19 protein-coding genes and 1 pseudogene are annotated in these 22,051 nt (G+C 67.1%); 12 read left to right on the top strand and 8 right to left on the bottom strand.

Going from position 1 to position 22,051, the window contains the following annotated elements; translation table 11 throughout:
* Positions 1-3 precede the first annotated feature (3 nt).
* Positions 4-654, bottom strand: a complete 651-nt coding sequence (locus TX76_RS00565; protein ID WP_049898266.1) for a nucleotide exchange factor GrpE — start codon at positions 652-654, stop codon at positions 4-6.
* A gap of 78 nt (positions 655-732) precedes the next feature.
* Here TX76_RS00565 and TX76_RS00560 point away from each other — a divergent pair, with 78 nt between their 5' ends.
* The 3 genes from TX76_RS00560 to sugE all read left to right on the top strand — a co-directional run bounded on the left by TX76_RS00560 (position 733) and on the right by sugE (position 4,287).
* A complete protein-coding gene (locus tag TX76_RS00560) occupies positions 733-2,067 on the top strand; it encodes a DEAD/DEAH box helicase (protein WP_049898265.1) in 1,335 nt (444 codons plus the stop codon).
* A 308-nt stretch (positions 2,068-2,375) separates the two neighbouring features.
* Positions 2,376-3,905 carry a DUF790 family protein gene (locus TX76_RS00555; protein WP_049898264.1) on the top strand — a complete coding sequence of 510 codons (1,530 nt, stop codon included), beginning with the start codon at positions 2,376-2,378 and terminating at the stop codon, positions 3,903-3,905.
* Positions 3,906-3,966: 61 nt separating this feature from the next.
* The gene (gene sugE / locus TX76_RS00550; protein ID WP_049898263.1) at positions 3,967-4,287 is read left to right on the top strand and encodes a quaternary ammonium compound efflux SMR transporter SugE; all 321 of its coding nucleotides are present in this window, start codon (positions 3,967-3,969) and stop codon (positions 4,285-4,287) included.
* Between the two features lie 15 nt (positions 4,288-4,302).
* On the opposite strand, the gene TX76_RS00545 is transcribed toward sugE, so the two are convergent.
* Both TX76_RS00545 and TX76_RS00540 read right to left on the bottom strand, forming a co-directional pair.
* Complete coding sequence (locus tag TX76_RS00545; protein WP_049898262.1) at positions 4,303-4,851, bottom strand: DUF7122 family protein; 549 nt, start codon at positions 4,849-4,851, stop codon at positions 4,303-4,305.
* Positions 4,848-5,756, bottom strand: a complete 909-nt coding sequence (locus TX76_RS00540; RefSeq protein ID WP_049898563.1) for an RsmB/NOP family class I SAM-dependent RNA methyltransferase — start codon at positions 5,754-5,756, stop codon at positions 4,848-4,850. Before TX76_RS00540 ends, TX76_RS00545 begins: the two co-directional genes overlap by 4 nt.
* A gap of 170 nt (positions 5,757-5,926) precedes the next feature.
* Between TX76_RS00540 and TX76_RS00535 the strand changes: the two genes are divergently transcribed.
* Positions 5,927-6,664 (top strand): proteasome assembly chaperone family protein, encoded by a 738-nt coding sequence (locus TX76_RS00535; RefSeq protein WP_049898261.1) that lies wholly within the window; start codon positions 5,927-5,929, stop codon positions 6,662-6,664.
* A gap of 334 nt (positions 6,665-6,998) precedes the next feature.
* On the opposite strand, the gene TX76_RS00530 is transcribed toward TX76_RS00535, so the two are convergent.
* From TX76_RS00530 to TX76_RS00520, 3 genes are read right to left on the bottom strand one after another with little or no spacing between them, the layout of a single operon-like run.
* Positions 6,999-7,673 carry a YkgJ family cysteine cluster protein gene (locus tag TX76_RS00530; RefSeq protein ID WP_049898561.1) on the bottom strand — a complete coding sequence of 225 codons (675 nt, stop codon included), beginning with the start codon at positions 7,671-7,673 and terminating at the stop codon, positions 6,999-7,001.
* The gene (locus TX76_RS00525) at positions 7,667-8,473 is read right to left on the bottom strand and encodes an MBL fold metallo-hydrolase (protein WP_049898260.1); all 807 of its coding nucleotides are present in this window, start codon (positions 8,471-8,473) and stop codon (positions 7,667-7,669) included. Before TX76_RS00525 ends, TX76_RS00530 begins: the two co-directional genes overlap by 7 nt.
* Before the next feature lie 42 nt (positions 8,474-8,515).
* Positions 8,516-8,788: a MarR family transcriptional regulator gene (locus TX76_RS00520; protein ID WP_049898259.1), complete on the bottom strand. Its 273-nt coding sequence runs from the start codon at positions 8,786-8,788 to the stop codon at positions 8,516-8,518.
* 135 nt (positions 8,789-8,923) lie between these two features.
* Between TX76_RS00520 and TX76_RS00515 the strand changes: the two genes are divergently transcribed.
* The gene (locus tag TX76_RS00515) at positions 8,924-9,334 is read left to right on the top strand and encodes a pyridoxamine 5'-phosphate oxidase family protein (RefSeq protein WP_049898258.1); all 411 of its coding nucleotides are present in this window, start codon (positions 8,924-8,926) and stop codon (positions 9,332-9,334) included.
* A gap of 94 nt (positions 9,335-9,428) precedes the next feature.
* Complete coding sequence (locus tag TX76_RS00510; protein WP_049898257.1) at positions 9,429-10,139, top strand: class I SAM-dependent methyltransferase; 711 nt, start codon at positions 9,429-9,431, stop codon at positions 10,137-10,139.
* A gap of 149 nt (positions 10,140-10,288) precedes the next feature.
* Here TX76_RS00510 and TX76_RS00505 read toward each other — a convergent pair whose 3' ends face one another.
* Positions 10,289-11,416, bottom strand: a complete 1,128-nt coding sequence (locus TX76_RS00505; RefSeq protein ID WP_079890707.1) for a hypothetical protein — start codon at positions 11,414-11,416, stop codon at positions 10,289-10,291.
* Between the two features lie 181 nt (positions 11,417-11,597).
* On the opposite strand from TX76_RS00505, the gene TX76_RS00500 reads away from it, so the two are divergent.
* The 4 genes from TX76_RS00500 to TX76_RS00485 all read left to right on the top strand — a co-directional run bounded on the left by TX76_RS00500 (position 11,598) and on the right by TX76_RS00485 (position 16,355).
* Positions 11,598-13,295: a hypothetical protein gene (locus tag TX76_RS00500; RefSeq protein WP_195155967.1), complete on the top strand. Its 1,698-nt coding sequence runs from the start codon at positions 11,598-11,600 to the stop codon at positions 13,293-13,295.
* A 226-nt stretch (positions 13,296-13,521) separates the two neighbouring features.
* Positions 13,522-13,701, top strand: coding sequence for a PIN domain-containing protein (locus tag TX76_RS00495; RefSeq protein WP_228842273.1), 180 nt, complete (start codon positions 13,522-13,524; stop codon positions 13,699-13,701).
* A 226-nt stretch (positions 13,702-13,927) separates the two neighbouring features.
* Complete coding sequence (locus tag TX76_RS00490) at positions 13,928-15,247, top strand: APC family permease (protein ID WP_049898254.1); 1,320 nt, start codon at positions 13,928-13,930, stop codon at positions 15,245-15,247.
* Positions 15,248-15,251: 4 nt separating this feature from the next.
* Positions 15,252-16,355: a 3-hydroxyacyl-CoA dehydrogenase gene (locus TX76_RS00485; RefSeq protein ID WP_049898253.1), complete on the top strand. Its 1,104-nt coding sequence runs from the start codon at positions 15,252-15,254 to the stop codon at positions 16,353-16,355.
* A gap of 79 nt (positions 16,356-16,434) precedes the next feature.
* On the opposite strand, the gene TX76_RS00480 is transcribed toward TX76_RS00485, so the two are convergent.
* The gene (locus TX76_RS00480) at positions 16,435-18,078 is read right to left on the bottom strand and encodes a thiamine pyrophosphate-binding protein (protein ID WP_228842272.1); all 1,644 of its coding nucleotides are present in this window, start codon (positions 18,076-18,078) and stop codon (positions 16,435-16,437) included.
* A 74-nt stretch (positions 18,079-18,152) separates the two neighbouring features.
* Here TX76_RS00480 and TX76_RS17390 point away from each other — a divergent pair.
* Both TX76_RS17390 and TX76_RS00470 read left to right on the top strand, forming a co-directional pair.
* Positions 18,153-18,293: pseudogene (locus TX76_RS17390) on the top strand (amidohydrolase); the annotation flags it as partial.
* Between the two features lie 104 nt (positions 18,294-18,397).
* Positions 18,398-22,033, top strand: coding sequence for a 5'-nucleotidase C-terminal domain-containing protein (locus TX76_RS00470; protein WP_049898250.1), 3,636 nt, complete (start codon positions 18,398-18,400; stop codon positions 22,031-22,033).
* The last annotated feature ends 18 nt before the right edge of the window (positions 22,034-22,051 follow it).

Below are 22,051 nucleotides of genomic sequence, written 5' to 3'. Positions count from 1 at the left end.
CCGCTACTCGCTGACGGTGATCTGGGCGGGCCGAAGTACCTTCTCGCCCATCTCGTAGCCTGGCCGGAAGACCTCGGCGACCGTGTCTTCGGGTTCGTCGCTCTCGATGCGCATCATGACCTCGTGGCGCTGGGGGTCGACCTCGCTGCCCGGTTCGGGTTCGATGGTCGCGAGGTTCTCCTCGGCGAGCACCCGGTCGAACTCCGCGAGCGTGCTCTCGACGCCTGGCCGGATGTCGGCGTCGGTGTCCTCGGAGAGCGCACGCGCGAGGTTGTCCCGAACGTCGAGCAGGCGCTCGACGAGGTCCTCGGTCGCGCGTTCTTGGAGATCCTCCTGCTGGCGCTGAGTGCGCTGCTTGTAGTTCTGGAAGTCGGCCTGTTTTCGCTTGAGCTTGGATTCGAGGTCGTCGATCTCGTCGGTCTGAGTTTCGAGTTCGCGCTCGGCCGTCGCCGCACGGTCGCGGAGTCCGGCAATTTCGCGCGCGAGTTCCTCGGTCGAGGCGTCTTCGACGCGGGCTTCGAGCTCCTCGCCGACCGCTCCCGCCGCCGCGCCCTCGGTCGCCGATTCCGATGGCGAACCCGCCTCTGACGTCGGCTCGTCCGCCGCGCTCTCGGCCGATTCGCTCGGCTCGGTCGCGTCCGCGTCGTCGGTCATGGTCGAAACCAGCCGACACGCGGGTAAAAGGATTCAGAAATCACCCAGCGTTAAGCCCGCAGAACACCGAGGGACCGCGTGACCGTCACGCTCGCGTTCGAGGACGGGACCATTCGAATCGAGGGTGACGTTCCCGATCTCCCGTTCGTCGAGACCGACCCGCGTTCGAAGACCGCGCGTGCGCCCGCCGTCCACTACGCGACGCTCCGCGAGGCGCTCGACGAGCGTGGCGTCGCCTACGACGACCGCGTGCTCGACGCCCCTTCGCTCGACGTGGCGTCGGCGTACGAACTCCGGGACTACCAACAGGAAGCGCTCGACGCGTGGCGCGCGAACGGCGACCGGGGCTGTCTCGAACTCCCGACCGGCAGCGGGAAGACCGTGATCGGGCTCGCGGCGATCGAGACGCTCGACACCGCGGCGCTCGTGGTCGTGCCGACCATCGATCTGCTCGAACAGTGGCGACGCGAGTGCGAAACCGAGTTCGACGTGGAGGTCGGCCAACTCGGCGGCGGCGAGCAGAACGTCGAAGCGCTCACGGTCGCGACGTACGACTCCGCCTACCTCCGGGCCGACGACATCGGTGACCGGTTCGGGCTCGTGGTCTTCGACGAGGTCCACCACCTCGGCGGTGAGGGCTACCGCGAGATCGCGCGCCTGCTCGCCGCACCCGCACGGCTCGGGCTGACCGCGACGTTCGAACGGCCCGACGGCGCACACGAGACCGTCGAGGATCTCTGCGGTCCGCTCGTCCACCGCATCGCCCCCGACGATCTGGCAGGGGAGCACCTCGCGGCATACGACATCAAGCGACTCGCAGTCGAACTCACCGACGCGGAGCGCGCCGCATACGACGATCACCGCGAGACGTTCACGAACTACCTCGCGGCCTCGAACCTCGACATGCGGAGCGGCAGCGACTACCGGAAGCTCGTGATGCGCTCGGGCAACGACCCCCAGGCGCGCGAGGCGCTGCTCGCCAACCAGCGCGCCCGCGAGGTGATGATGAACGCGGATGCGAAAGTCGAGACGCTTGCCGACCTCCTCGATCGCCACCGCGAGGACCGCGTGATCGTCTTCACCGCGCACAACGACCTCGTGTATCGGCTTTCGGAGCGGTTTCTCATCCCAGCGATCACCCACCAGACGGGGGCAGCCGAGCGCCGGGAGATCCTCGCGAAGTTCCGCGAAGGGACCTACTCGCGGGTCGTGGCGGCGAACGTGCTCGATGAGGGCGTGGACGTGCCGGCCGCGAACGTGGCGGTGGTGCTGTCGGGAAGCGGCTCGACCCGGGAGTTCACCCAGCGGCTCGGGCGGATTCTGCGTCCGACAGAGGATAGCGGGCGGGCGCTGCTCTACGAGGTCGTCACCGAGGAGACCGCCGAGGAGCGGGTGGCCGAGCGGCGACGGTGACACTCGGGCTGTTTGGCTATTCGTCGGTACGCCGCAAAACGGCTGCCGTGACTGTCGCTGTCGTGAGAACCGCTACGATTGCCGACTCAAATGAGAACCACAGACCACGAGCCTCCCCAGCCGACTCCCTCGTTCCGTTCGCGCTGCTCACTCCACTCGGTCATCCCTCGCACGCGAGTTGCGCGCCGATGAACGGCGCGCAGCCGCGCGCCACCGCTGCCGAGAGTGGACGACGGGTGTGAACGAGTTCTCGACTGACAGTCGGGTAGCGCGGTGCGATTTTTATACGACGGGCCACCATTTCCGGTGTGCTCACGAAGGACCTCCTCCGGGTGTCGCGCGCGGGTGGCGGCTACCACCCGCAGTTTTCGACCCGGGAGGACCGCCCGCTCGCAGCGCGGGTCATCGGGATCTATCAGGGCCACGTCGGCGAGCCCCGCCACGAACTCGACGACGCGCTCGAAGAACTCGAACGCGATGCCGACGACTTCAAGCTCGTCCGCGGGTTCGCGAAGCTGCTCGACCGAGAGGCCACCTTCGAGACACGGGCCGAGATCGACCCCGAGCGCGCCAGGCGCGCGACGTTCGCGGCCGCGGAGTCGGTGAGTGTCGTGACTGCGGCCGAGCGCGGCCAGGCACTCGCGGCGGCCGCCGACCGACTCGACAGCACTACCGAAGCCGTCGAGCACTCGCTGTACGCCGACCTCGAAGAACGCGAGATTCTCGCGGCGTTCGAGTCACCGTGGAGTCCCGAAGAACTCTGCGCGCAGTACGACCTCTCGCTCGCCCAAACAGCACTGTTCGACGCGACCGAGCTCCGAGTGCGAAGCGCGGACCCGAAGGCGCTCGTCTCGGCGGTGAAGCGCCTTCGATTGCTGTACGAGATCCGGAGCACCGACGCGAGCCCCGGTTCGACCGCAAGCGCGCTCTCGGACCGCGAGGTGGTGGTGACGGGTCCCGATAGCCTGTTCCGGCGGACGCGGCGGTACGGCACGCGGTTCGCCCGGCTGCTCCGGACGATCACGAAGGCGGGCGAGTGGGAGCTCACGGCGACCATCGACGACCGCGGGACCGAGCGCGAACTCCGGCTCACGGGCGACGATCTTCGAGTGCCTGGCACCGAGCCCGTGGTCGAAGTCGAGTACGATAGTACTGTGGAAGCGGACTTCGCCGCGCGGTTCGAATCGCTCGATCTCGACTGGGAGCTCGTGCGCGAACCCGAGCCGCTCGCGACCGGCTCACGGGTGATGATCCCCGATTTCGCGTTCGACTGGAAGTACGGGCCGTTCCGCGTGTTCTTCGAGATCATGGGGTTCTGGACGCCCGAGTACGTCGCGAAGAAGCTCGACCAGATCGAGGGGTTGGAGAACGTCGAGCTGCTCGTGGCGGTCGACGAGTCGCTCGGCGTCGGCGAGGCTCTCGAAGCTCGCGACGCCCGCGCGATCCCGTACTCGGGCACCGTGCGACTCGCGGACGTCCGCGACGCGCTCCGGCGATACGAGGACCGACTGAACGACGAGCAGGCGGCAGCACTGCCCGACGAACTCGCTCCCGAACCGGACGTGATCGGGCTCGCCGCGCTCGCGGCCGATCACGGGGTGAGCGAGACCGCGATCGAGGGCCGGGAGTTCCCCGAGCACGAGCGGGTCGGCCGCACGCTCGTTCGCCCCACGATGCTCGATACGCTCGCCGACGAGATCGAACCGGGAATCGAACTCTCGACGGTCGAGGAACGCCTTGCCGCGCACGGTATCGAGGACGCGAGCGCGGTGCTGTCGCAGCTCGGCTATCGGATCGAGTGGGCGGGGTTGAGCGGCGGTGTCGTCCGGGAGAAGTAACCGTCGACAGACTCGATCCCGGTGTCGGCAGCCCTATCACCGTCGTCGTCGGAACGGGGGTATGAACCCGTGGCTCGTGCTCGTCGTCGCCGGCGTGTTCGAGGTCGGCTGGGCCATCGGTCTCGAATACTCCGAGGGCTTCACCGAGCTCCTGCCGAGCATCGCGACCGTCGTCGCGCTCGTCGTCAGCATGCTGTTGCTGGCGCGGGCGGTCGAGTCGCTCCCGATCGGGACGGCCTACGCGGTCTGGACCGGCATCGGTGCGGTCGGGGCGGCGACCCTCGGCGTCGTGCTGTTCGACGAGCCGGTCAGCGTCGCTCGCGTGGGATTCATCTCGTGCATCGTCCTCGGCGTCGTCGGACTGAACTTCACCGCCCACTGACCATCCGCGGCGCGCTCATGGCTCGCCCGCATCCACCCCTCGGAGCTCCCGACGACGCCCCTTCGGGATCTGCGAGCGGAGTTCGCCGTGGAGGTAGAGCCCGACGCCGAGCGGTTCGCGCTCGCCCGCGAGGTCGTGGGCCACGATCAGATACCCCCAGTCGCCATCCCACTCGATCTCCTGATCCTCGCCGGCGACGAACCGCCGTGCCTGCTCGCGCGAGAGGGTGAGCACGTTCCGACTCGCGTGACGGCCGAAGCGCTGAACCGCGTCGGTGGTGGGTTTCCAGTGTTCCTGGCGCGTTCGGAGAAAGGTGATCCCGAGGCTCTCGATCGCGATCGGCGAGTCGATCTCCCCACGAAACGCCCAGAGTTTTCGTGACCCCTTCTCCCAGAACGTGTAGTCGGCGAAGACCGCGGGATCGATGCCGTACCGTTCGTCCCAGAATTCGAGCACCGCCTCGCGGGTCGCCCGGCCCACGACCTCGCGCTCGGCGGCGGTGGCGGGCAGGCGATCGAACCGCGACCCGTCGTTTTCGGCGAGCCCGTCGCTCGGCTCGCTCATCCGCCGACCTCCAACTTCGCACAGAAGAAGCCCCCTGTGTCGTTCAGGTGCGGGTAGATCCGCTTGGCCCGCTGCACGCTCGAATCGAAGCGCTCGCCCTCCCACTCGGTGATACCGGGACGGCTGTCGAGCGCACAGTCAAAATCGAGGAGCCGGCAGTTTTCGCTGTCGAGGGTTCGATCGAGCACCGCCTCGTTCTCCTCGGGGGCGAACGTACACGTCGAGTAGACCACCGTTCCACCGGATCGGGTGGCCTGGATCGCCCGCCGGAGGATCGCTTCCTGAGTGCTCGCGATCTCGTCGAGGTAGCCGAGCGACCACCCATCGAGCGCGTCCGGGTTCTTTCGAACTGTGCCCTCGCACGAACACGGCACGTCACACAGCGCGCGGTCGAACTCGTCGAAGTCGAACGGTGCGAGCGAGTAGTTCCGGGCGTCGCGGTTCGTCACTGCCATCGAGGTCACGCCCAGACGTTCGGCGTTGAACCGCAACGCCGAGAGCCGGCCGAGGTTGCGGTCGTTGGCGACCACGAGGCCGGCGTCGTCGGCGCGCGCCGCGAGCTGGGTGGCCTTCCCACCGGGCGCGGCGCAGGCGGCCCAGACGCGCTCACCGGGCTCGGGATCACAGACGAGGGCGGGCAGCGCCGACACCTCCTCCTGGCCGTGGAGCCAGCCGTGGAACGCGCCCCACGTCCGACCCGGATGGTCGGTGTCGAGCCGGAGGAGTCCGGGATGCCACTCGCAGGGTTCGTGATCGATCCCTTCCTCCTCGAGGGCAGCGCGGGCGCGCTCGGGCGTCGTCTTGATCCCGTTGACTCGGACCACGGAGGGGAGGGGGCGTTCGCAGGCCGCCCGGAAGGCCGCGAAATCGTCGATCAGCGGCTCGTATCGGGAGAGCACGTCCATTGATTGGAGATCGGCGTCGGATCGTTTGTCGATTTCGGAGTGTATCGTCGGTCGGCCGTCCGACCCGAGACGTTGGCCGCACGCCAGGGAAGCGATGCGGGTCCCTGAAATCTCGAACGACACGTCGACAGTGGGGTCGGAGTTAAGTCGGTTGGGTGAAAAGAAAACACATGGCACGCATCGATGTCGTCGCCGAAGACCTGTCCCTCGACGCGCCGGTACTCGTCGAGGGGTTGCCCGGTGTCGGCCTGGTCGGGAAGATCGTGGCCGATCATCTCGTCGACGCCTTCGAGATGAAGTACTACGCCGCGGTCCGGTGTGAGGGCGTCCCCCAGGCGGCGGTCTATCGGGGCGAGCGCTCCCCGCTCCGGCCGCCCGTCCGACTCCACGCCGATCCCGACCGCGATCTGCTGGTGCTCCAGAGCGACGTGCCGGTGTCGCCCTCGGATGCGACCGGCTTTGCGTCCTGCATCACCGGCTGGCTCGACGCGAACGACGTCACGCCGCTGTACCTCAGCGGCCTCCCCGACCAGTCCGACACCGTCCCCGAGGTCTACGGCGTCTCGACCGGCGAAGGCGAGCGCCTGCTCGATGAGGCCGGGATCGTCCCGCCTGCCGAGGGCGGCCTCGTCAGCGGGCCGACCGGCGCGTTGCTGTATCGCGCTGGCCAAGAAGGCCTCGACAGCGTCGGGCTGATCGCCGAGACCAACCCGCAGTTCCCCGATCCCGAGGCCGCCCGTGCGGTGCTCGAAGGCGGCGTCGAACCCATCACCGGCATCGACGTCGACACCGACGCCTTGGTTGACCAGGCCGAGGAGATCCAGGACGCCCGCGAGCAGCTCGCCCAGCGGATGCAGCAGGCCGACGACGAGAGCTCCCAGGCCGAGCCGCTTCGGATGTTCCAGTAGTACCTTTTTACTGCGGGGGGTGCGCTCCCTCGCTGCGCTCGGTCGCCCACCCCCGCTTGCAAAAATCTACGCTAAAAACTCCCGCTCGTTCGCTACGCTCACTCACGGTGGGTGTGGTAGCGTTCTCCGCGACCGCAACCCCACAGCACCGCCCGAGCCCTCGGCTGCGAGGCGCGAACGAAGTGAAACGCCTCGGAACGGGCGAGCGGCGAAGCCGCGAGCGTCCTCGCCCTCGATCCACCAGGACCGCAGGCGCACTGCAACCACAGCCGCAGCCACACCGCGACTGCAGCCGCTCCGCAACCGCACCGCGACCGCGCCGCGGCCGCAGCCGCTACTCCTCGATCGGCTCGCCATCCGGTCGTTTCGCGCCCTCGGAGTCGTGGACGACCACCTCGCCACGCCCGGGGTCGGCAGGGGCGTACTCTTCTCGCACCGCGATCGCCTCTTCGAGCTCACGCACCGCGCGGCGTTTGAGCGCGGCAGCCAACTCCTCGGCGTCCTCGCGGTCGATATCGCGGCCGAGCCCCTCACACTCGTGGGCGCGAACTGATCCCACTTGATCGACCGCCTCGCCCATCGGCTGGCTCGATCCCTCGACGGCGACGCTGAACGGGTAGGTCCGACAGATCAGCGGCCGATCGTCGTGGACGGTGCACGCCCCCGTTCCGTCGTCGGCCTCGGCGTAGAACGTGCAGTCGTCACAGTCGTCGGTCTGAAGCGCCCACTCGAAGGTCTCGCCCTCCGGGCCTTCGGGGCCGTCGGTCAGTCCGTACGGCATCGGCCTGGCGACGTCCCGCCAATCATATTCGCCTCGCTCCTGCAGGTTCCTGATCTCGTCCGGAAACACCGTCGCAGTGTGCTCCTCCCGCTCCCCGGAATCGGTCTCGGCGGCCTTACAGCACGCCCCACACCGCGTACACTCGAACCCGATCGACTCGATCGCGTCGGCGAGGTCCCCGGTGTCGAGTTCGCGCGCCCGGTCGAGTTCGGATTCGAGGCTCACGATCCCGTTTCGCCCCCGTGCCGCAAAGCTTCTCGGGCGCTCGCCCGTACGCCGTCCCACGCCACCCGCCCCTCGACGGCGAGTTTTTCGAGGTGGGCCTCGACCGTGGCCTCAGCGAGATCGCGCACCCCCGAGACGTCCTTCTCGTAGGCGGCGTCGGTGATTTCCGCGACCGTCTCCGCACCCTCCCGCACCGCCCGCAGCACCGCCGATTCCCGGTCGAGGCGGTGGGCGATCAGCCGTTCCAAAACTTCCCTCGGTTCGTCGATCGCCGGCCCGTGGCCCGGATACAGCCGCTCGGGATCGCGAGCGTGGAGCCGCCGGAGCGCGGTGAGATACCCGCGCATGTCGCCCTCGCCCGATCCCACGACCACGCTGCCCGACGCGATCACCAGATCACCCACGAGAGCGCCGCCGTCGAACGCGAGCGCGACGTGATCCGGCGCGTGGCCCGGCGTCGATGCCACAGTAATCGACCCCGCGTCGGTCTCGATCGTGGCCCCGTCACGAATCACGCCGTCGGGAACGACGCCGGTCGCGCGCTCGAAGCGGTCCTCGTATCCGGCCCGCGCGAGCACGGTGGCCCCCCGCTTCGCGTACGCGGCGACGCCACCGAGGTGGTCGGGATGGGTGTGCGTGACGAGGACCGTGTCGACCCGGCGACCGTCGAGCGCGGCGTCGAGTTCGGGCGTCGCGGCCGCGGGATCGACCAGCACGGCGTGATCGCTCCCGAGAACGTAGGCGTTCGTCGTGCCACCGGGCGCGGCGGTGTCGACCGGGATCGGGACCCGCTCGGGCTCCATGCTGGTCGACGAACGCGACGGGGCAAAAACCGTTCGTCAGCGCTACGTGTTGAGGAAGTAGACCTGCTTGCGCGCGTCGTGGAAGCTGTAGCGCGAGCCGACGAGTTCGACGTCTTCGAGCCTGTTGAGCGCGTAGCGGACGGTTCTGTCGGGGAGGAGCGACTCGTCGGCGAGCTGGCCCTGCGAGAGCGGCGAGTCGGATTCGAGAACCTTGGCGACGAGCTTCGCGCTCGGGGGAAGCTCGCGCAGGCGATCGCGGTACTCGGTCTGCGACAGCGCACCGTCGGCTTGTGCTTGGTCCGTCGTGGCACTCATACCCGCTCCTCCACCGAGGGCACCCGTAAACCTTCTCCATATATTCGCATGTATAATACGGCCACATGAGTTTGTGAGTATGTCCTTATATTCCGTGGTCACAACCGCTTTGACGAGCGACGGCGAACGCAGCACATGGCGTCGATCCCGGAGTCGTTCCACGATCTGTTCGAGCGCGAGACGTACGCCCACTTCGCCACGGTGATGCCCGACGGCACGCCCCAGGTGACGCCGGTCTGGGTCGACTACGACGTCGACGCCGACCGCGTGCTCGTCAACACCGAGCGCGGCCGACGGAAGGAGCAAAACGTTACCCGAGAGACGAAGGTCGGCCTCTCGATGGTCGATCCCGACGACCCCTACCGGTTCGTCTCAGTACGTGGAGAAGTCGACGAGCTCACGGAGGACGGGGCGGTCGAACACATCAACCAGCTCGCCCGCCGATACATGGACGTCGAGGAGTATCCCGGCCTCGAAGACGAGGAGGGCGCGCGCGTCCAGATACGAATCCGGCCCGACGACGTCGTGGCTGGCGGGGCCGATTGAGGGGCCATCCCGAGGGAGCGGGGGACGAGAGGCCACCGACCCGTCGAGCGCATCCAGTACGGTTTTATCCCCGGGCGAGCCAAACCCGAACAGCGTGAAGGGACAGGAGTGGTACCAGGCCGACGACGTCGCCGCGGACTACGAGTCGAAACGGTTCTCCGACGGCGGCCGGCTGATCGACGAGCGCGAGAAACGAGCCGTGCTCTCGGCGGTCGGGCCGGTCGAGGGCAAGCGAATGCTCGAGATCGCCTGCGGCACGGGGAGGTTCACCACGATGCTCGCCGAGCGCGGCGCGGACATCGTGGGCCTCGACATCTCGCCAGCGATGCTTCAGGAGGGACGGAAGAAGGCCCGCGCGGCGGGCGTCGCCGACCACCTCGAGTTCATGCGCGGCGACGCCGCCCGGCTCCCCTTCCCCGACGATCACTTTCAAACTGTTATCGCCATGCGATTCTTCCATCTCGCCGACACGCCCGCCTCCTTCCTCGCGGAGATGCAGCGCGTCGCGCGCGATCAGGTGGTCTTCGACACGTTCCGCCGGTTCAGCACTCGGAGCATCTACAACTGGCTGCTTCCGATGGGCTCGCGGCTCTACGCCAGGGTGGAGATCGAACGGCTGCTCGACGGCGCTGGCCTCCGGCTCGCCGACGAGGACCACGACTTCTTCTTCCCGTACGGGCTCTACCGCGAGCTCCCCGATCGCCTCGCGACTCGCCTCCGGGAGGTCGACACGGCGATCATGGGCTCGCCAGCGAGCGACTACCTGGCGTCGGTCTCGTACTGGGATACCCGACTGAGAGGGTAGCCCGGCGTACCGGAGCGTCACACCGACCGACGGGACCGGCGTCGACGGCAGCGCGACGACCGTGCCAGGCAACGACACGTCCTCGCTCGGGATCGACGACGTGTCGGTCCGGCGAACAGTTGTGACGTCTCCGAGCCACGTCTGCTTGGCTACAGAACCCGTAGCAACGAGTGGTTCGTCACGAGGTAGCCGACCAGGAGGGTCAGCCCGTAAAAGCCCGCTGCCACAGTGAGGTGACTCCGGTGGTGCTCGACGAGCCCGAACACCGGCGTCAGGAGGATCGGATACCACGGTGACCACTGTGTGAGAACGAACACCGACGCGACCGCCAACGTCACCGTCGCCAGCGCGGCCAAATCCGACTCGTACCGGTAGACGACGGCGAGAACAGCGAGTCCACAGACGAGCCCGCCCGCGACTATCGGGGAGAGTCCGGTCGTCACGGCGATCGGACTCGGATTGAACTGTGCCGTCTCGCTCAGTCGTGCGAACCCGGGGAGCGACAGGACGAACGACACCGTCGTCGCGCCACCGAGGACACCCACTACCCCTACTCGCCGGTCGATCATCCACTCCTGTGTCCGGACGTACCGCACTAGAGCGACGATCGCCAGCGGCCCCAGATACCAGAGTCGGTAGTGGAGGGAGATCGCGCCGACGAGCGCCATCATGGCGACTCCATCCCGTTCCTGTCGATACGCGAGGACCCCATAGAGCGCCACGGCGGCAGCAATCGTATCGAAGAAACCGTTCATCCCCCAGAACACGTAGAGCGGCACGGCAACGAGGAGAACGGCTCCAGCGAGGACCGGATGATAGGTTCCGCGTACGGTCCGGGCAAGCAGCCACACCGCTCCGACACCGCCGAACCCGAAGGTCAGTACCATCGCGAGGTTGACAGCCGGAGCGGGGAGCAGTCCCAGGTTGTTCACCGCTCCGAACGGCAAAAACAGGAGCAGCGAGCCGAACGGGTAGAGATAGGGGAGGGATGGCCAGTTGACGAACGGCCGCAAGGCCCCGAACTCCCATTGTGCGATCGGCGTCGTGAAAACCTCCGGCCCGATGTTGAGGAGCGCCCACGCGGCGTAGGCGTGGTGGAGGTGGTCGGTGTACAGCGAGTCAAGCGAGTACACGGGCGGGGAGCCGACGACGATCACGATCAAACAGACGGCTACCGTCAGCCATGCACAGAGCCGTTTGATCGGATCGGCGGCGAGAAACCACCGGCGGAGGGAGCCGAAAGGCGAACGGCCGTTCGTGTCGACCACGATCGGCATCCGGCGAGCAGTCACGTGAGGTTTGTGGCCCGACGCCGATCGGACCCAACCGTGAGACGGTTCCCCGAGCCTGGGACCACTATTCGTCGATGGCGAGCCGGGGGACGCCCCACGGCGCTCAAAGGGGACGTCCATCGACGTTCGACCTGCTTATCAGGCATCGGCCGAACGTTCACGCCCGATGGAGTCGCGTCTCGATCTCCGATATCTCTTCCCGCTCGCCATGCTCGCGTTTCTCGCCCACTCCGACACCCTCGAGTTGTGGTTCGTGGCCACGGATACGTTGCCGCTGATCGAGACGAGCCGGGTGACCGAGTCGGCGGGGATCGTCGACCTGTTCACGCGCCCCCTCATGGCCGGTTCGGATTTCGTCACACGAGCACTGTTCTACCGACCGGTCGCCAGCGTGACGTACGCGATCGATCACGCGCTCTGGGGGCTCTCACCCTTCGGGTACCACCTCACGAACCTCGTCTTGCACGTCGTGGCGACCGTCCTCGCGGTGATCGCGATCGCGGACGTGACGGGCCGCCCTCTGGCCGGCTATCTGACCGGGCTGCTGTTCACCGTCCACCCCGTGACCGTCGAGGTCGTGCCCGTGATCGCACGTCGCCAGGACGTTCTCCTGACCGTTTTCGTGCTGGGGACGGTCTCGCTGTTCGTGCGGTGGCACCGCCGCTGGCGACGACATCGAGCCGAGAATCGTGGGTGGACGTTGCGACCGTATCGGCCACTCGTCGCCGCACTCGCGGGGTATGCACTGGCGCTCGGATCGAAGGAGACCGCTCTCATGGTGCCGGTACTGGTCGGGGTCTGGGCCGTCCTTCACGGAAGTCACGATCGAGCACGGGAACGACTCGGTAACGCCTTCGCTGCGGTCGGACCGTTCGCGGCCCTCACGCTGCTCTACATCGGGATCAGAGTGGCGGTTCTCGGCGGTCTCGGAGGATACAGCCCGTCGACTCCCTTCGCCGAGCTCCCGGGATACACGCTCGAAAACGTGCTGTCGACCGCCGGGAAGTACGCTCTCTGGGCCGTGTTGCCGGTCCGCTTCGGTGGCGTGGGAGCCCTCGTTCCGGCACCTCACGTGGTCGTTGCCGTTCTCGCCGGCGTGATCGTGCTCGGTGGCGTCGGTTTCGTGGCCCTGACGAGCCGTGAGCCGCTCGTCACCCCGATGCGCCGTCGGTTGATCTTTTTCGGGTGTTGGTTCGTGGGGCCGTTCGTCGGTCTGCTTCTCGCGCGGCAGATCCTCCTCCAGCCGCAGTCCTTCGGGTTCGGGATCCGCAATGCCTACGGCGTGCTCGTGCCCGTGTTGGCCGGGTTCGTGACGCTCCTGTTGGAGAGCCTCGATCGGATCCGAACGCGGATCGAGCGGTCTCACGCGACTGTCGATCTCGGCAGGAGTCTCGTCGTCGCCGTCGTGAGCGTGGTTCTCGTCACGACCGTCGCCGTTTCGCCGGTCTTCTCTCCGGACGACGGGTGGGAGGCTGCGGGTGAACTCAACCAGCGATCGCTCGAAGGCGTCGACGATAGCCTCGAGGGAGCGCCGAACGCCACCACGGTCTACCTCGTCGACTTTCCGAACCGATTCGACGCGCGGAACGCCACCCCGCGGAGTGCCCGGTCGGTGACGCCGCTCCTGTCGTACTCCGTCGAAGCGTGGCTCGCTCTCCACGGGTCGTCGCCGCAGGTCCAGTTGATCCGACCGCGAACCGTCGAGACGCTCCCCGATCGGCTGTCGTTCGCGACGCGGGTCCGCGGCGATGTCGTCGTCCTTCGCGTCGACGACGACGCTCGATCCCTGGACCGGGGCACCGATTCGGGTCGGAAGCCACCGGAGCTGAAACCGTGGGATTCGGGGAGTGTCGTGCTCAGTTAGGGTGTGGTGGATCACCACGGAGTCAGAGGACGGAGACAGGCCGGGTTCACGTGTCGGTGTGAGTTGATCTGCTTGGTATCCGATCCCAGGATCCACGACGGTCTCTGATCTCCCTGCGGGGATCCGCTGGCTGGTGGTGGAGGATCGGGGCTGGCCGACGAAGGCATCACAGAGGACTGCCGATCGCGACCTTCACGCGAGAGAACAGCGAGGACTGTCGGTCCGAGTGTCCCCGTGGCGACTCGCTGGCGAGATCAGAGCAAACGGGGATGTTTCGCTTGCGGACACCAACGCAGTCGCGCTCGCCGCGGATCGTCACGCGACGCTCGTCGTCGGGGCGGACGATGGCTTCGAGGACCTCCCCCTCGACGTCGATCCGTCCCGGTTTCGCTCGGACCCCGCGTAGAGAGACTCGACCCTGCTCGTCACGATGCTTGCGACCGGATTCCCGACGAGGCGTTTCTCGGGAGCCACGAACGCGTCCCTCTGATTTCGATTGCCCAGGAGTCTCCGGTCGTGCAGGGGTAGTAGCAGGCTTCTCGACCGACAGCCGGAAGCCAAACCATCCGTTCTCTGGAAATCCGGTCCACCGCGGTGTCAAATTTTAAGCCACGACTCCCCGTTCCTCTCGTATGCCGGACGCTACCAATGGTGGTGGTGTGACGCTGCTACAGGCCGTCGCCATCGAAGTCGGTCTCATCGTCGGCGGAGCGCTGTTCAGCCTGACCGGCGTGGCCGTTGGCATCGCGGGCGCTGGCGTCGTGGTCGCGTTCGGTCTCGCGCTTGGAATCGCCATCCTCGGGTTGATTCCGACGGCGATGCTCGGCTCGCTCTTTCCGACGACGGGGGGCAACTATCGCTATCCGGCACGGTTCGTTTCGGTCCCGCTGGCCTTTCTGGCGGCGTGGGGACTCGGCATCAGCATGCTCGGCGGCGGACTGCCCCTGTACGCGCTCACGGCGGGCCAGTACGTCGCCGCACTGACGCCGGTCGCGCCGACCACGGTCGGGGTCGTGCTCCTCACGGCGTTTTTCCTCCTCAACCTCCTCGGGATCCGCCTGGCCGCGATCGCACAGGTCCTCATGTTCGTCGTACTGGTCGGGGCTCTCGGCATGTTCGTCGTCTTCGGCGTGCCGGCAGTCCAGACGGCGAACCTGACGCCGCTGTTTCCGAACGGCGCGGTCGGCGTCGTCACGGCGGCGGGGATCCTCTACTTCGTCTGCCTCGGTGCGAACTTCGTCGTCGACATCGGCGGCGACGTCCGGGATGCGACGGTGGCCATCCCCCAGTCGTTCGCGCTGAGCATCCCGCTCGTGTTGGTGCTCTACGTCGGCGTCGGGGTCGTCGCCGTCGGTGCCGTCGGTGCGGACGCGATGGCCAACGCGGCGCTCACGGTGCCGGCCGAACGCTTCCTTTCGGGGACGCTCCAGTCGGCGTTCGTCGTCGGCGGCGCGCTGTTCGCGATCGCGACGAGCATGAACGCCGTGTTCATCATCACGCCGAAGTATCTCGAAGTGCTCGCCGCCGACGGGCTGTTTCCAGCGTTGCTCACCGTGAGGAACGAGCGCTTCGGGACGCCACACTGGGGACTGACTCTCATCTACGGGCTCTCGGTCGCGATGTTGCTGTCGCCGCTGCCGGTCGCGAATCTGGGCTCGCTGCTCAGTTTCGGCGGCGTCTTCCTCGTCGTCCCGGTGATGCTCGCGGCCATCGCCGTCGTGCGCACTCACGGGACGGTCGGCTCCTCGGCGGTCCCGCTCGCGCCACGAACCATCGGTGCCGCTGGCGCGCTCGCCGTGGTCTCGAACCTCGTCTTGCTCGTCTTGGTCGCCTCGCAGTCGCCGGCGATGTTCGCCATCTGGCTCACCGCGCTGTCGATCGGCGGGTGTTATTACCTCGTTCGCACACGGTTCGGAAGCCAAACGGTCAAGAGCACCCGGACGGAGTGGTGATACCATGCAACCGGCCTCCACCGGCGTGGTCGGCGCGGGGCTGATGGGCCGTGACATCGCGGGACTGCTCGCCAACGGCGGCTTCCCGGTCACGCTCGTCGACATCGACGCCGACGCACTCGAATCGGCTCGCGAGTACCACCGCAGCTCGCTGCGGGGGGCGCTCGCGGCGAGCCACATCGAGACGGCGGACGAACCGCTCGCCACGCTCGACTACGCGAGCGATCTCGCTGCGCTGGCCGACTGTGAGTTCGTCGTCGAAGCGGTTCCCGAGCGACTCGACCTGAAGCGCAGCCTCGTGGACGACCTCGAAGCAGTCCTCGATGCCGAGGCGATCATCGCCACGAACACGTCCTCGCTCACACCGAGCGACATCGCCGTCGGGGCCGACCGTCCCGAGCGTGTGGTACTGTTTCACTTCGCGAACCCCGCGATCGAGCGGGACGTCGTCGAGATCGCGGGCGACCACGCGAGCGACGACGCCCTCGACACCGCCCGTGCGGTCGCGACGGCGATCGGCCACGAGCCGATACGGCTCGAGGCGGAACACCGGGCCAACTGCCTCTCGCGACTCTCGGCGAGCATCAAGTGTGCGGGGACGTGGGAGCTCCGCCGAGCCGAGGCGGCGGCGATAGACCGCGGCGCGACGGCCGTGGGCTTCGAGCGCGGCCCGCTCGAGTTCATCGATCTCATCGGCATCGACGTCCATCTCGCGACCGTCGACAACCTCGCCGGAGCCTACGGCGAACGCTACGCTCCACCGACGGAGCTCCGGAGCCGCATGGAGACGATGGTCGAGGCGGACTCCCTCGGCATGAAGACCGGGCAGGGATTCTTCGAGTGGGAGGACGGCACCTGTCTCGTTCCCGAGGTGGACGAGCCACACGACGTCACCCCCATCGTCGCTGCGCTGGTCAACGAAGCTCATCGCCTCGTCGCCGACGGTGTGGGCGAGCCCTCGACGATCGACGACGTGCTCAAACGTGGCTCCGGCGGGTCGATCGGACCGTTCGATATCGAATCGATGCTCGGAGCCGACGCGCTCAGGGAGGCACTCGAACGGCGATACGCGGAGACCGGTGCCGGGGTTTTCGACCCGGTGTTTTAGCTCCAGTGTGGGGCGCTCGCCCGCCCTCCTCGGCGAGCGCGTCGGCGCGAGCGGGGCGAGGGAGTCCACCCGAGCTTGACTACACCAGCAGCGGCGGCGCGGCGAACGGATCGACGGCGATATCGAGCAGCGTGGGTCGATCGCTGTCGAGTGCGTCGGCGATGGCGGGACCGACGCGCTCGGGCGCTTCGATCCGTTCGCCGTCACAGCCGAACCCCCGTGCGACCTGCGCGTAATCGACCTCGGGATGGAAATCGGTCGAGACATCGACGCTGTAGCTGCCCGCCTGGCTCATCTTCGAGGAGCCGAGCGAGTCGTTGTTCGTGACGACGACGGTAACCGGAAGGTCCTCGCGAGCAGCGGTCTCCAGATCGGCGATGTGATACCCGATACCGCCGTCGCCCGAGAGCACGACGACCGGCGTCTGGGGGAGTGCTGCCTGAACGCCGAGCGCCTGTGGTAGCGCGACGTTGATACCGTCGCTGCCGCGTGCCTGCAGGTAGCTCGTCCCCGTCCGCTCGGTCTCGTAGAAGGCTCCCGTGAAGAAGCCGGGGAAACTCGTCGCGCTCACGAGCACCGACTCGGGAGGGAGCCGTTCGTTCAACTCGCCGACGACGCGCTGGGGTTTGATCGGCGTGTCATCGCTCGTGAGATCGGTAGCGAACCCCTCGCGCCAGTCGGCCCGGTCGGCGGCGAGCGAGTCGACGCGGGCCGCCCGGTCGTCGGTGCCATCGGCACGGTCGGCGAACGCCGCGAGCGTGGGTTCGAGATCCGCCCGGAGTGCGACCGCTGGCTTGTAGTTGCGCCCGAGCCACGCGGGGTCACGGTCGACGTGGACGAGCGGGACGTCCTCGGGCACCAGCGACCAGCCGACGCTCGTCAGCTCGCCGAATCGAGTCCCGAAGCCGAAGACGAGGTCCGCGTTCGCGAGCGCGTCGTTGGCCACCTGACAGAACCCCCACCGTCCGACGACGCCCAGCGCGTACGGCTCCGTCTCGACGACCGCGCCCTTTCCGTTCATCGACGTGACCACCGGAACGGCTGCGTTCTCGGCGAACGCGGCGAGCTCCGCCGTCGCGTCGGCGCGGACGACCCCTTCCCCGGCGACGACGACCGGGCGTTTTGCCCCGTCGAGCAGCTCGACGACCGCACGAACGTCGGCGTCGTCGGCCGGCGGGCGCGAGGTGGGATAGGCCGCATCGACGTCGTCCCGGGGGGTGCGATCGGTCTCCTCGCGCAACACGTCCTCGGGGAGGTTCACGTGTGTCGGAGAGGGGACACCGGCCGTTGCTTCCCTGAGTGCGTGTTCGAGGGCTTCGACGGCCCGATCCGGCGTTTCGGGGTCGGCGGTGGCCGTCGTGAAGGGGTCGAGGATCGCCTCGTTGTCGCCGTCCTGTATCACGCCGTCGCCGCGTGTCTCGCGCTCGTTTCCACCCGTCAGCGCGATGACCGGCGAGGACGCACCGGAAGCTTCGGCCAGCCCGACGCCGATGTAGGCTGCGCCGGGGCCGCTGACACCGTCGACGACGGTGGCGCGCCCCGACGCACGCGCGTAACCATCGGCCATCAGCGCGGCGCTCGCTTCGCTGCGAGCGAGCACGTGCCGGAGTGACGAACTCCCGAGGCTCGCGTAGTAGGGATCCATCTGCTCGCAGGGGAAGCCGAAGACCGTCTCGATGTCCGTGCGCTCGAGTAGCGCGACCAAGGCATCGGTCGTTCGCATCACCGACCACCCCACTGACGGGTAACACGTCGCATACGGCCCTCGAAACCCCCGACCGAGAAAACCGTTGGGCCGTCCAGCGGATGTCCGATGCGGGCGTGACGGTCGCACTCGGCACTGAGGGCGCTGCCTCGAAGAGCGATCTGGACCTGTTCGGCGAGATGCGCGACGCCGCCATGCTCGGGAAACTGGCCACCGAGGACGCTACTGCACTGGTTTTCTTCTCGCGGATCACGGTGGGGTGGGCTGTTGGAGTGCGTGGCCTGGCTTCGACGCCGATAGATATATCACGATTTACTGTGACGTGTGACCTAGTACCATGAAGACGGATCGTCCGGCAGCACGGTTGATCGCTGCTCTCGTCGTGATCGGGGTGGTGGCAGGAAGCGTTCTGAGTGCCGCACCGCCTGGTGTCGTTGCTCAGGACGACGGCGGTGTGGAGACACCCACACCGAGTAACGACGGTGACACACCCGACCCATACGACTGTAGTGACTTCGACTCGCGCGAAGAAGTGAACGCAGTGTTTGACCCAGACGACGACGAGTCAAACCTCGATGATGACGGCGACGGTATCGCCTGTGAAGACGCGTTCCCGACGGCGACGCCGTCGGATACCGCAACCGCGACGACAACCGCGACGACAGCTCCCACCGAGGAGGCGAGTGAGACTGAAACCGAAACGACCTCCGCGGCACCCTCTGTCGAAGAGTCAGCATCGCCAGCCTCGTCCTCCGAAATCGATTCGTGTGTGCGAATCGACGAACCCGGCCGCTACGTGCTCACCGCGGACATCGAGGACAGCACGGACGACCAATGTATCCAAGTCCTCGCTCGCGACGTCGTCCTCGATGGTGCGGGGCACTCGATCGACGGTGTCGATGACTTCCCGACCAGCGGAATCGTGGCTTTCGGTCGCTCCGGCGCTACCAACGTCACCGTGACGAACGTCACCGTGAGCGACTGGGGAGCCGGCATCGTATACGAGGCCGCCAGCGGTGCGATACACGACAGCGTGGTCACCTCGAACTCCCGAGGCTTCGCCTTTACCTTCGGAGCCGGTGGAATCCACGTCGCAGATAACACGATAACGGAGAACGATCAGGGTATCTACCTCCAATCGAGCAGCGGGAACGTGATCACGAACAACACGGCGAGCGGCAACGATCAGGCCTACTACTCGGACAGCGATCCCCAGGAAGGTCCATCGGTCAACAACACAGTCGGGAACCTGGAACTCGACTCGGCGACGGTCTCGTTCGAATCGAAGGACGTCGTGGTTCGGGCGGTCGACTCGATGCCTGCCGATCCGGAGGATCGGACGAACATCGGCCAGTACGTCGACGCGAGCGCCAACAGCCCCGACTCGTTCCTCGATCTGAGCGTGAGCTACGAGGAGGACGACCTCGGCGAAGTCGACGAATCGACACTCGCGCTGTGGAGATACGACGGTGCCTGGTCGACCGTACCCGGAAGCACCGTCGACTCGGGGGCGAACGTCGTTTCCGCGAACATCACGGCATTTGCGAACGGAAGCGTCTTCGCTCCCCTAGGAAAAATCGGAGACGGCGGGGAGAAAGCACAGTCCGCGTCGGTCACGTTCGAGAACCAGACTACCGATGGAACGACCGTGACGGTCGAGTCGGTCACGATGTCCGAGGGCGGGTTCGTCGCGATCCACAACGCGAGCCTGTTCAACGACAACGTGCTCGGTAGTGTCATTGGTGTGTCCGAGAAGCTCTCGGCCGGCACCCATGAGAACGTCGAGGTGACGCTGTTCGACGTGCCAGGCCAGGGCTTCGCCGAGGACACGACTCTCGAAGAGAGTGGGACGCTGATCGCGATGCCACACTTCGACTCGAACGAAAACGGCGTCTACGACTTCATCACCTCCGGCGGCGAGGCTGATGGCCCATACACGACAAATGGTAGCGCTGTCGTCGACACCGCCTCGATTACTGTCGGAGAGGAGCCGGACGCCGAAGCGACGTACTATCAGGTCGACTTCGTCAGGGGCGAGCCGATCGAGAGCCTCGACTGGCCGGACGGCACCTACACCAACGATCAGCTGATCCGCTTCGCCCACGGCAGCACCGACGAGGCGATCACCCGCCGTTCGGAGGGTGAGTTCACCACCGACGCGGCGCTCGCCGAGCGCATCGACAGTCAGGAGATCGCGGTCGAGAACGGCACCGCGACGATCACGTTCACCGTCGCCGACGGCGAGTCGGTGACGCTCTCGCTCGCGAGCTACACCAAACCCGATCCGATCTGGGATCCCGAGGACGAGGACGACCAGGTGTTCGTCGACGCACAGACCGACACCTACGAGTCCGGCACCCACACCCTCACCGTCGATCTCCCGGATGCTGGAGCGGCGGACGGGGACGAAACGGACGAAGCAGCCGATGAAGACGGATCCGACGCGACCGACGACGGAGCCAACAGTACCGAGAACGCGACGACGCTCTCCGTCCTCTCGTACAACGACATCCAGACCGCTGCCGCGAAGGACGGCAACTTCTCCCGGCTGATCACCTTGATCGAGCAGCGCCGGCAGGCCCACGACAACCCGACCGTCGTGGTGGGTGGCGGCGACCAGATCGCGCCGCACGCGCTCGGGCCGGTCAGCCAGTGGCGCGCGCCGGTCGACGTGCTGAATCTCGTCGATCCGGCCGCCGACACCATCGGCAACCACGACCTCGACTACGGCCTCGCGGCGTTCGCGAACGCCTCAGACGCCTCCGAGTTCCCGTGGCTCGCGACGAACCTCGAAAACGCCTCGACGGGTGAACCGATCGACGGCGCGGAGCGCTACGAGATCGTGGAGCGGGACGGCGTCCGGATCGGGCTCATCGGGCTCGCGGACGCGGCGATCCGGAACAAGACCAACATCGAGTTCGGCGAGAACGCGACCCGACTCACCGACTTCCGCGAGGTCGGTCCCGAAACCGCCGCGATGCTGAAAGCAGAGGAGAACGTCGACACCGTGATCGCACTCGCGCACATCGGGGTTCCGGAGGCGAAGGAGCTCGCCCGCGCCGACGACGGTGCGATCGACGCGATCGCGGTCGGCGACGACGAGATCTACTATCCGCCCCAGGAGACGTCTGGTACTGTGATCACCGAGGCACAGGCCCGCGCGGAGCATCTCGGCGAGCTCAACCTCACGATCGAGAACGGCGAGGTCGTCGAGTGGGACGGTCGGATCATCAACGTCACCGACGAGATCCCGAAAAACGAGACGGCATCCGGGATCATCAACGAGTACCGCAGCGCCGAACTGCCGGGAACGAACGCCAGCTTCGACGAGGTGATCGTCCGCTCGGAGTCGCCGCTCGACGCACGGTTCGCCTCGAACTTCGCCGGCGAGACGGGCTACGGCAACCTCATCACCGACGCGATGCGGGCCGAGACCGGCGCGGACGTCGCCATCACGAACGCGGGCGGCATCCGCTCGGACCGGGTGTACGGTCCCGGCAACATCACGGCGGGCGACGTCTACAACACGCTGCCCTTTGCGAACACGCTCGTCACCGTCGAGGTGACGGGGACCGAGCTGCAGTCGGTGCTCGCGAGCCAGATCGGCTCGGGCGAGGTCGGCTCGCAGGTCAGCGGCATCACCTTCGACTGGACCGACGACGCGGAGGGCGCGGACACGGTCCGGAACGTGACCGTCGGCGGCGAAGCGCTCGACGAGGACGCGACGTACACGCTCACCGTCAACAGCTTCATCGCCCAGGGCGGCGACAACTACCCGCTCGCCGACAAGCCACGAGTGAGCGAGACCGACACGCTGCTCGCCACCACCGTCATCGAGTACATGCAGGCCCGCGAGACGGTCGCACCGGCTCCCGAGGGTCGGATCGAGCGGATCGGCTCCGATGCGGCGAACGACAGCGAGAACGCGGCGGCGATCGAGATGCCGAACGGCATCCAAGCAGCCACGATATAGACACTCGCTCGCGACGTT

This window comes from Halococcus agarilyticus, from assembly GCF_000334895.1.
Lineage (GTDB): Archaea > Halobacteriota > Halobacteria > Halobacteriales > Halococcaceae > Halococcus > Halococcus agarilyticus.
The sequence above is the reverse complement of the archived record's forward strand: the minus strand, read 5'-3'. Positions and strand labels throughout refer to the sequence as shown.

What these genes read in the sequence shown, in the direction of transcription:
- TX76_RS00565 (WP_049898266.1), bottom strand. Translation starts at nt 654, where the DNA reads ATGACCGACGACGCGGACGCGACCGAGCCGAGCGAATCGGCCGAGAGC.
- sugE (WP_049898263.1), top strand. Translation starts at nt 3,967, where the DNA reads ATGAACCCGTGGCTCGTGCTCGTCGTCGCCGGCGTGTTCGAGGTCGGC.
- TX76_RS00545 (WP_049898262.1), bottom strand. Translation starts at nt 4,851, where the DNA reads ATGAGCGAGCCGAGCGACGGGCTCGCCGAAAACGACGGGTCGCGGTTC.
- TX76_RS00540 (WP_049898563.1), bottom strand. Translation starts at nt 5,756, where the DNA reads ATGGACGTGCTCTCCCGATACGAGCCGCTGATCGACGATTTCGCGGCC.
- TX76_RS00535 (WP_049898261.1), top strand. Translation starts at nt 5,927, where the DNA reads ATGGCACGCATCGATGTCGTCGCCGAAGACCTGTCCCTCGACGCGCCG.
- TX76_RS00525 (WP_049898260.1), bottom strand. Translation starts at nt 8,473, where the DNA reads ATGGAGCCCGAGCGGGTCCCGATCCCGGTCGACACCGCCGCGCCCGGT.
- TX76_RS00520 (WP_049898259.1), bottom strand. Translation starts at nt 8,788, where the DNA reads ATGAGTGCCACGACGGACCAAGCACAAGCCGACGGTGCGCTGTCGCAG.
- TX76_RS00515 (WP_049898258.1), top strand. Translation starts at nt 8,924, where the DNA reads ATGGCGTCGATCCCGGAGTCGTTCCACGATCTGTTCGAGCGCGAGACG.
- TX76_RS00505 (WP_079890707.1), bottom strand. Translation starts at nt 11,416, where the DNA reads ATGCCGATCGTGGTCGACACGAACGGCCGTTCGCCTTTCGGCTCCCTC.
- TX76_RS00500 (WP_195155967.1), top strand. Translation starts at nt 11,598, where the DNA reads ATGGAGTCGCGTCTCGATCTCCGATATCTCTTCCCGCTCGCCATGCTC.
- TX76_RS00490 (WP_049898254.1), top strand. Translation starts at nt 13,928, where the DNA reads ATGCCGGACGCTACCAATGGTGGTGGTGTGACGCTGCTACAGGCCGTC.
- TX76_RS00485 (WP_049898253.1), top strand. Translation starts at nt 15,252, where the DNA reads ATGCAACCGGCCTCCACCGGCGTGGTCGGCGCGGGGCTGATGGGCCGT.
- TX76_RS00480 (WP_228842272.1), bottom strand. Translation starts at nt 18,078, where the DNA reads ATGCGAACGACCGATGCCTTGGTCGCGCTACTCGAGCGCACGGACATC.
- TX76_RS00470 (WP_049898250.1), top strand. Translation starts at nt 18,398, where the DNA reads ATGAAGACGGATCGTCCGGCAGCACGGTTGATCGCTGCTCTCGTCGTG.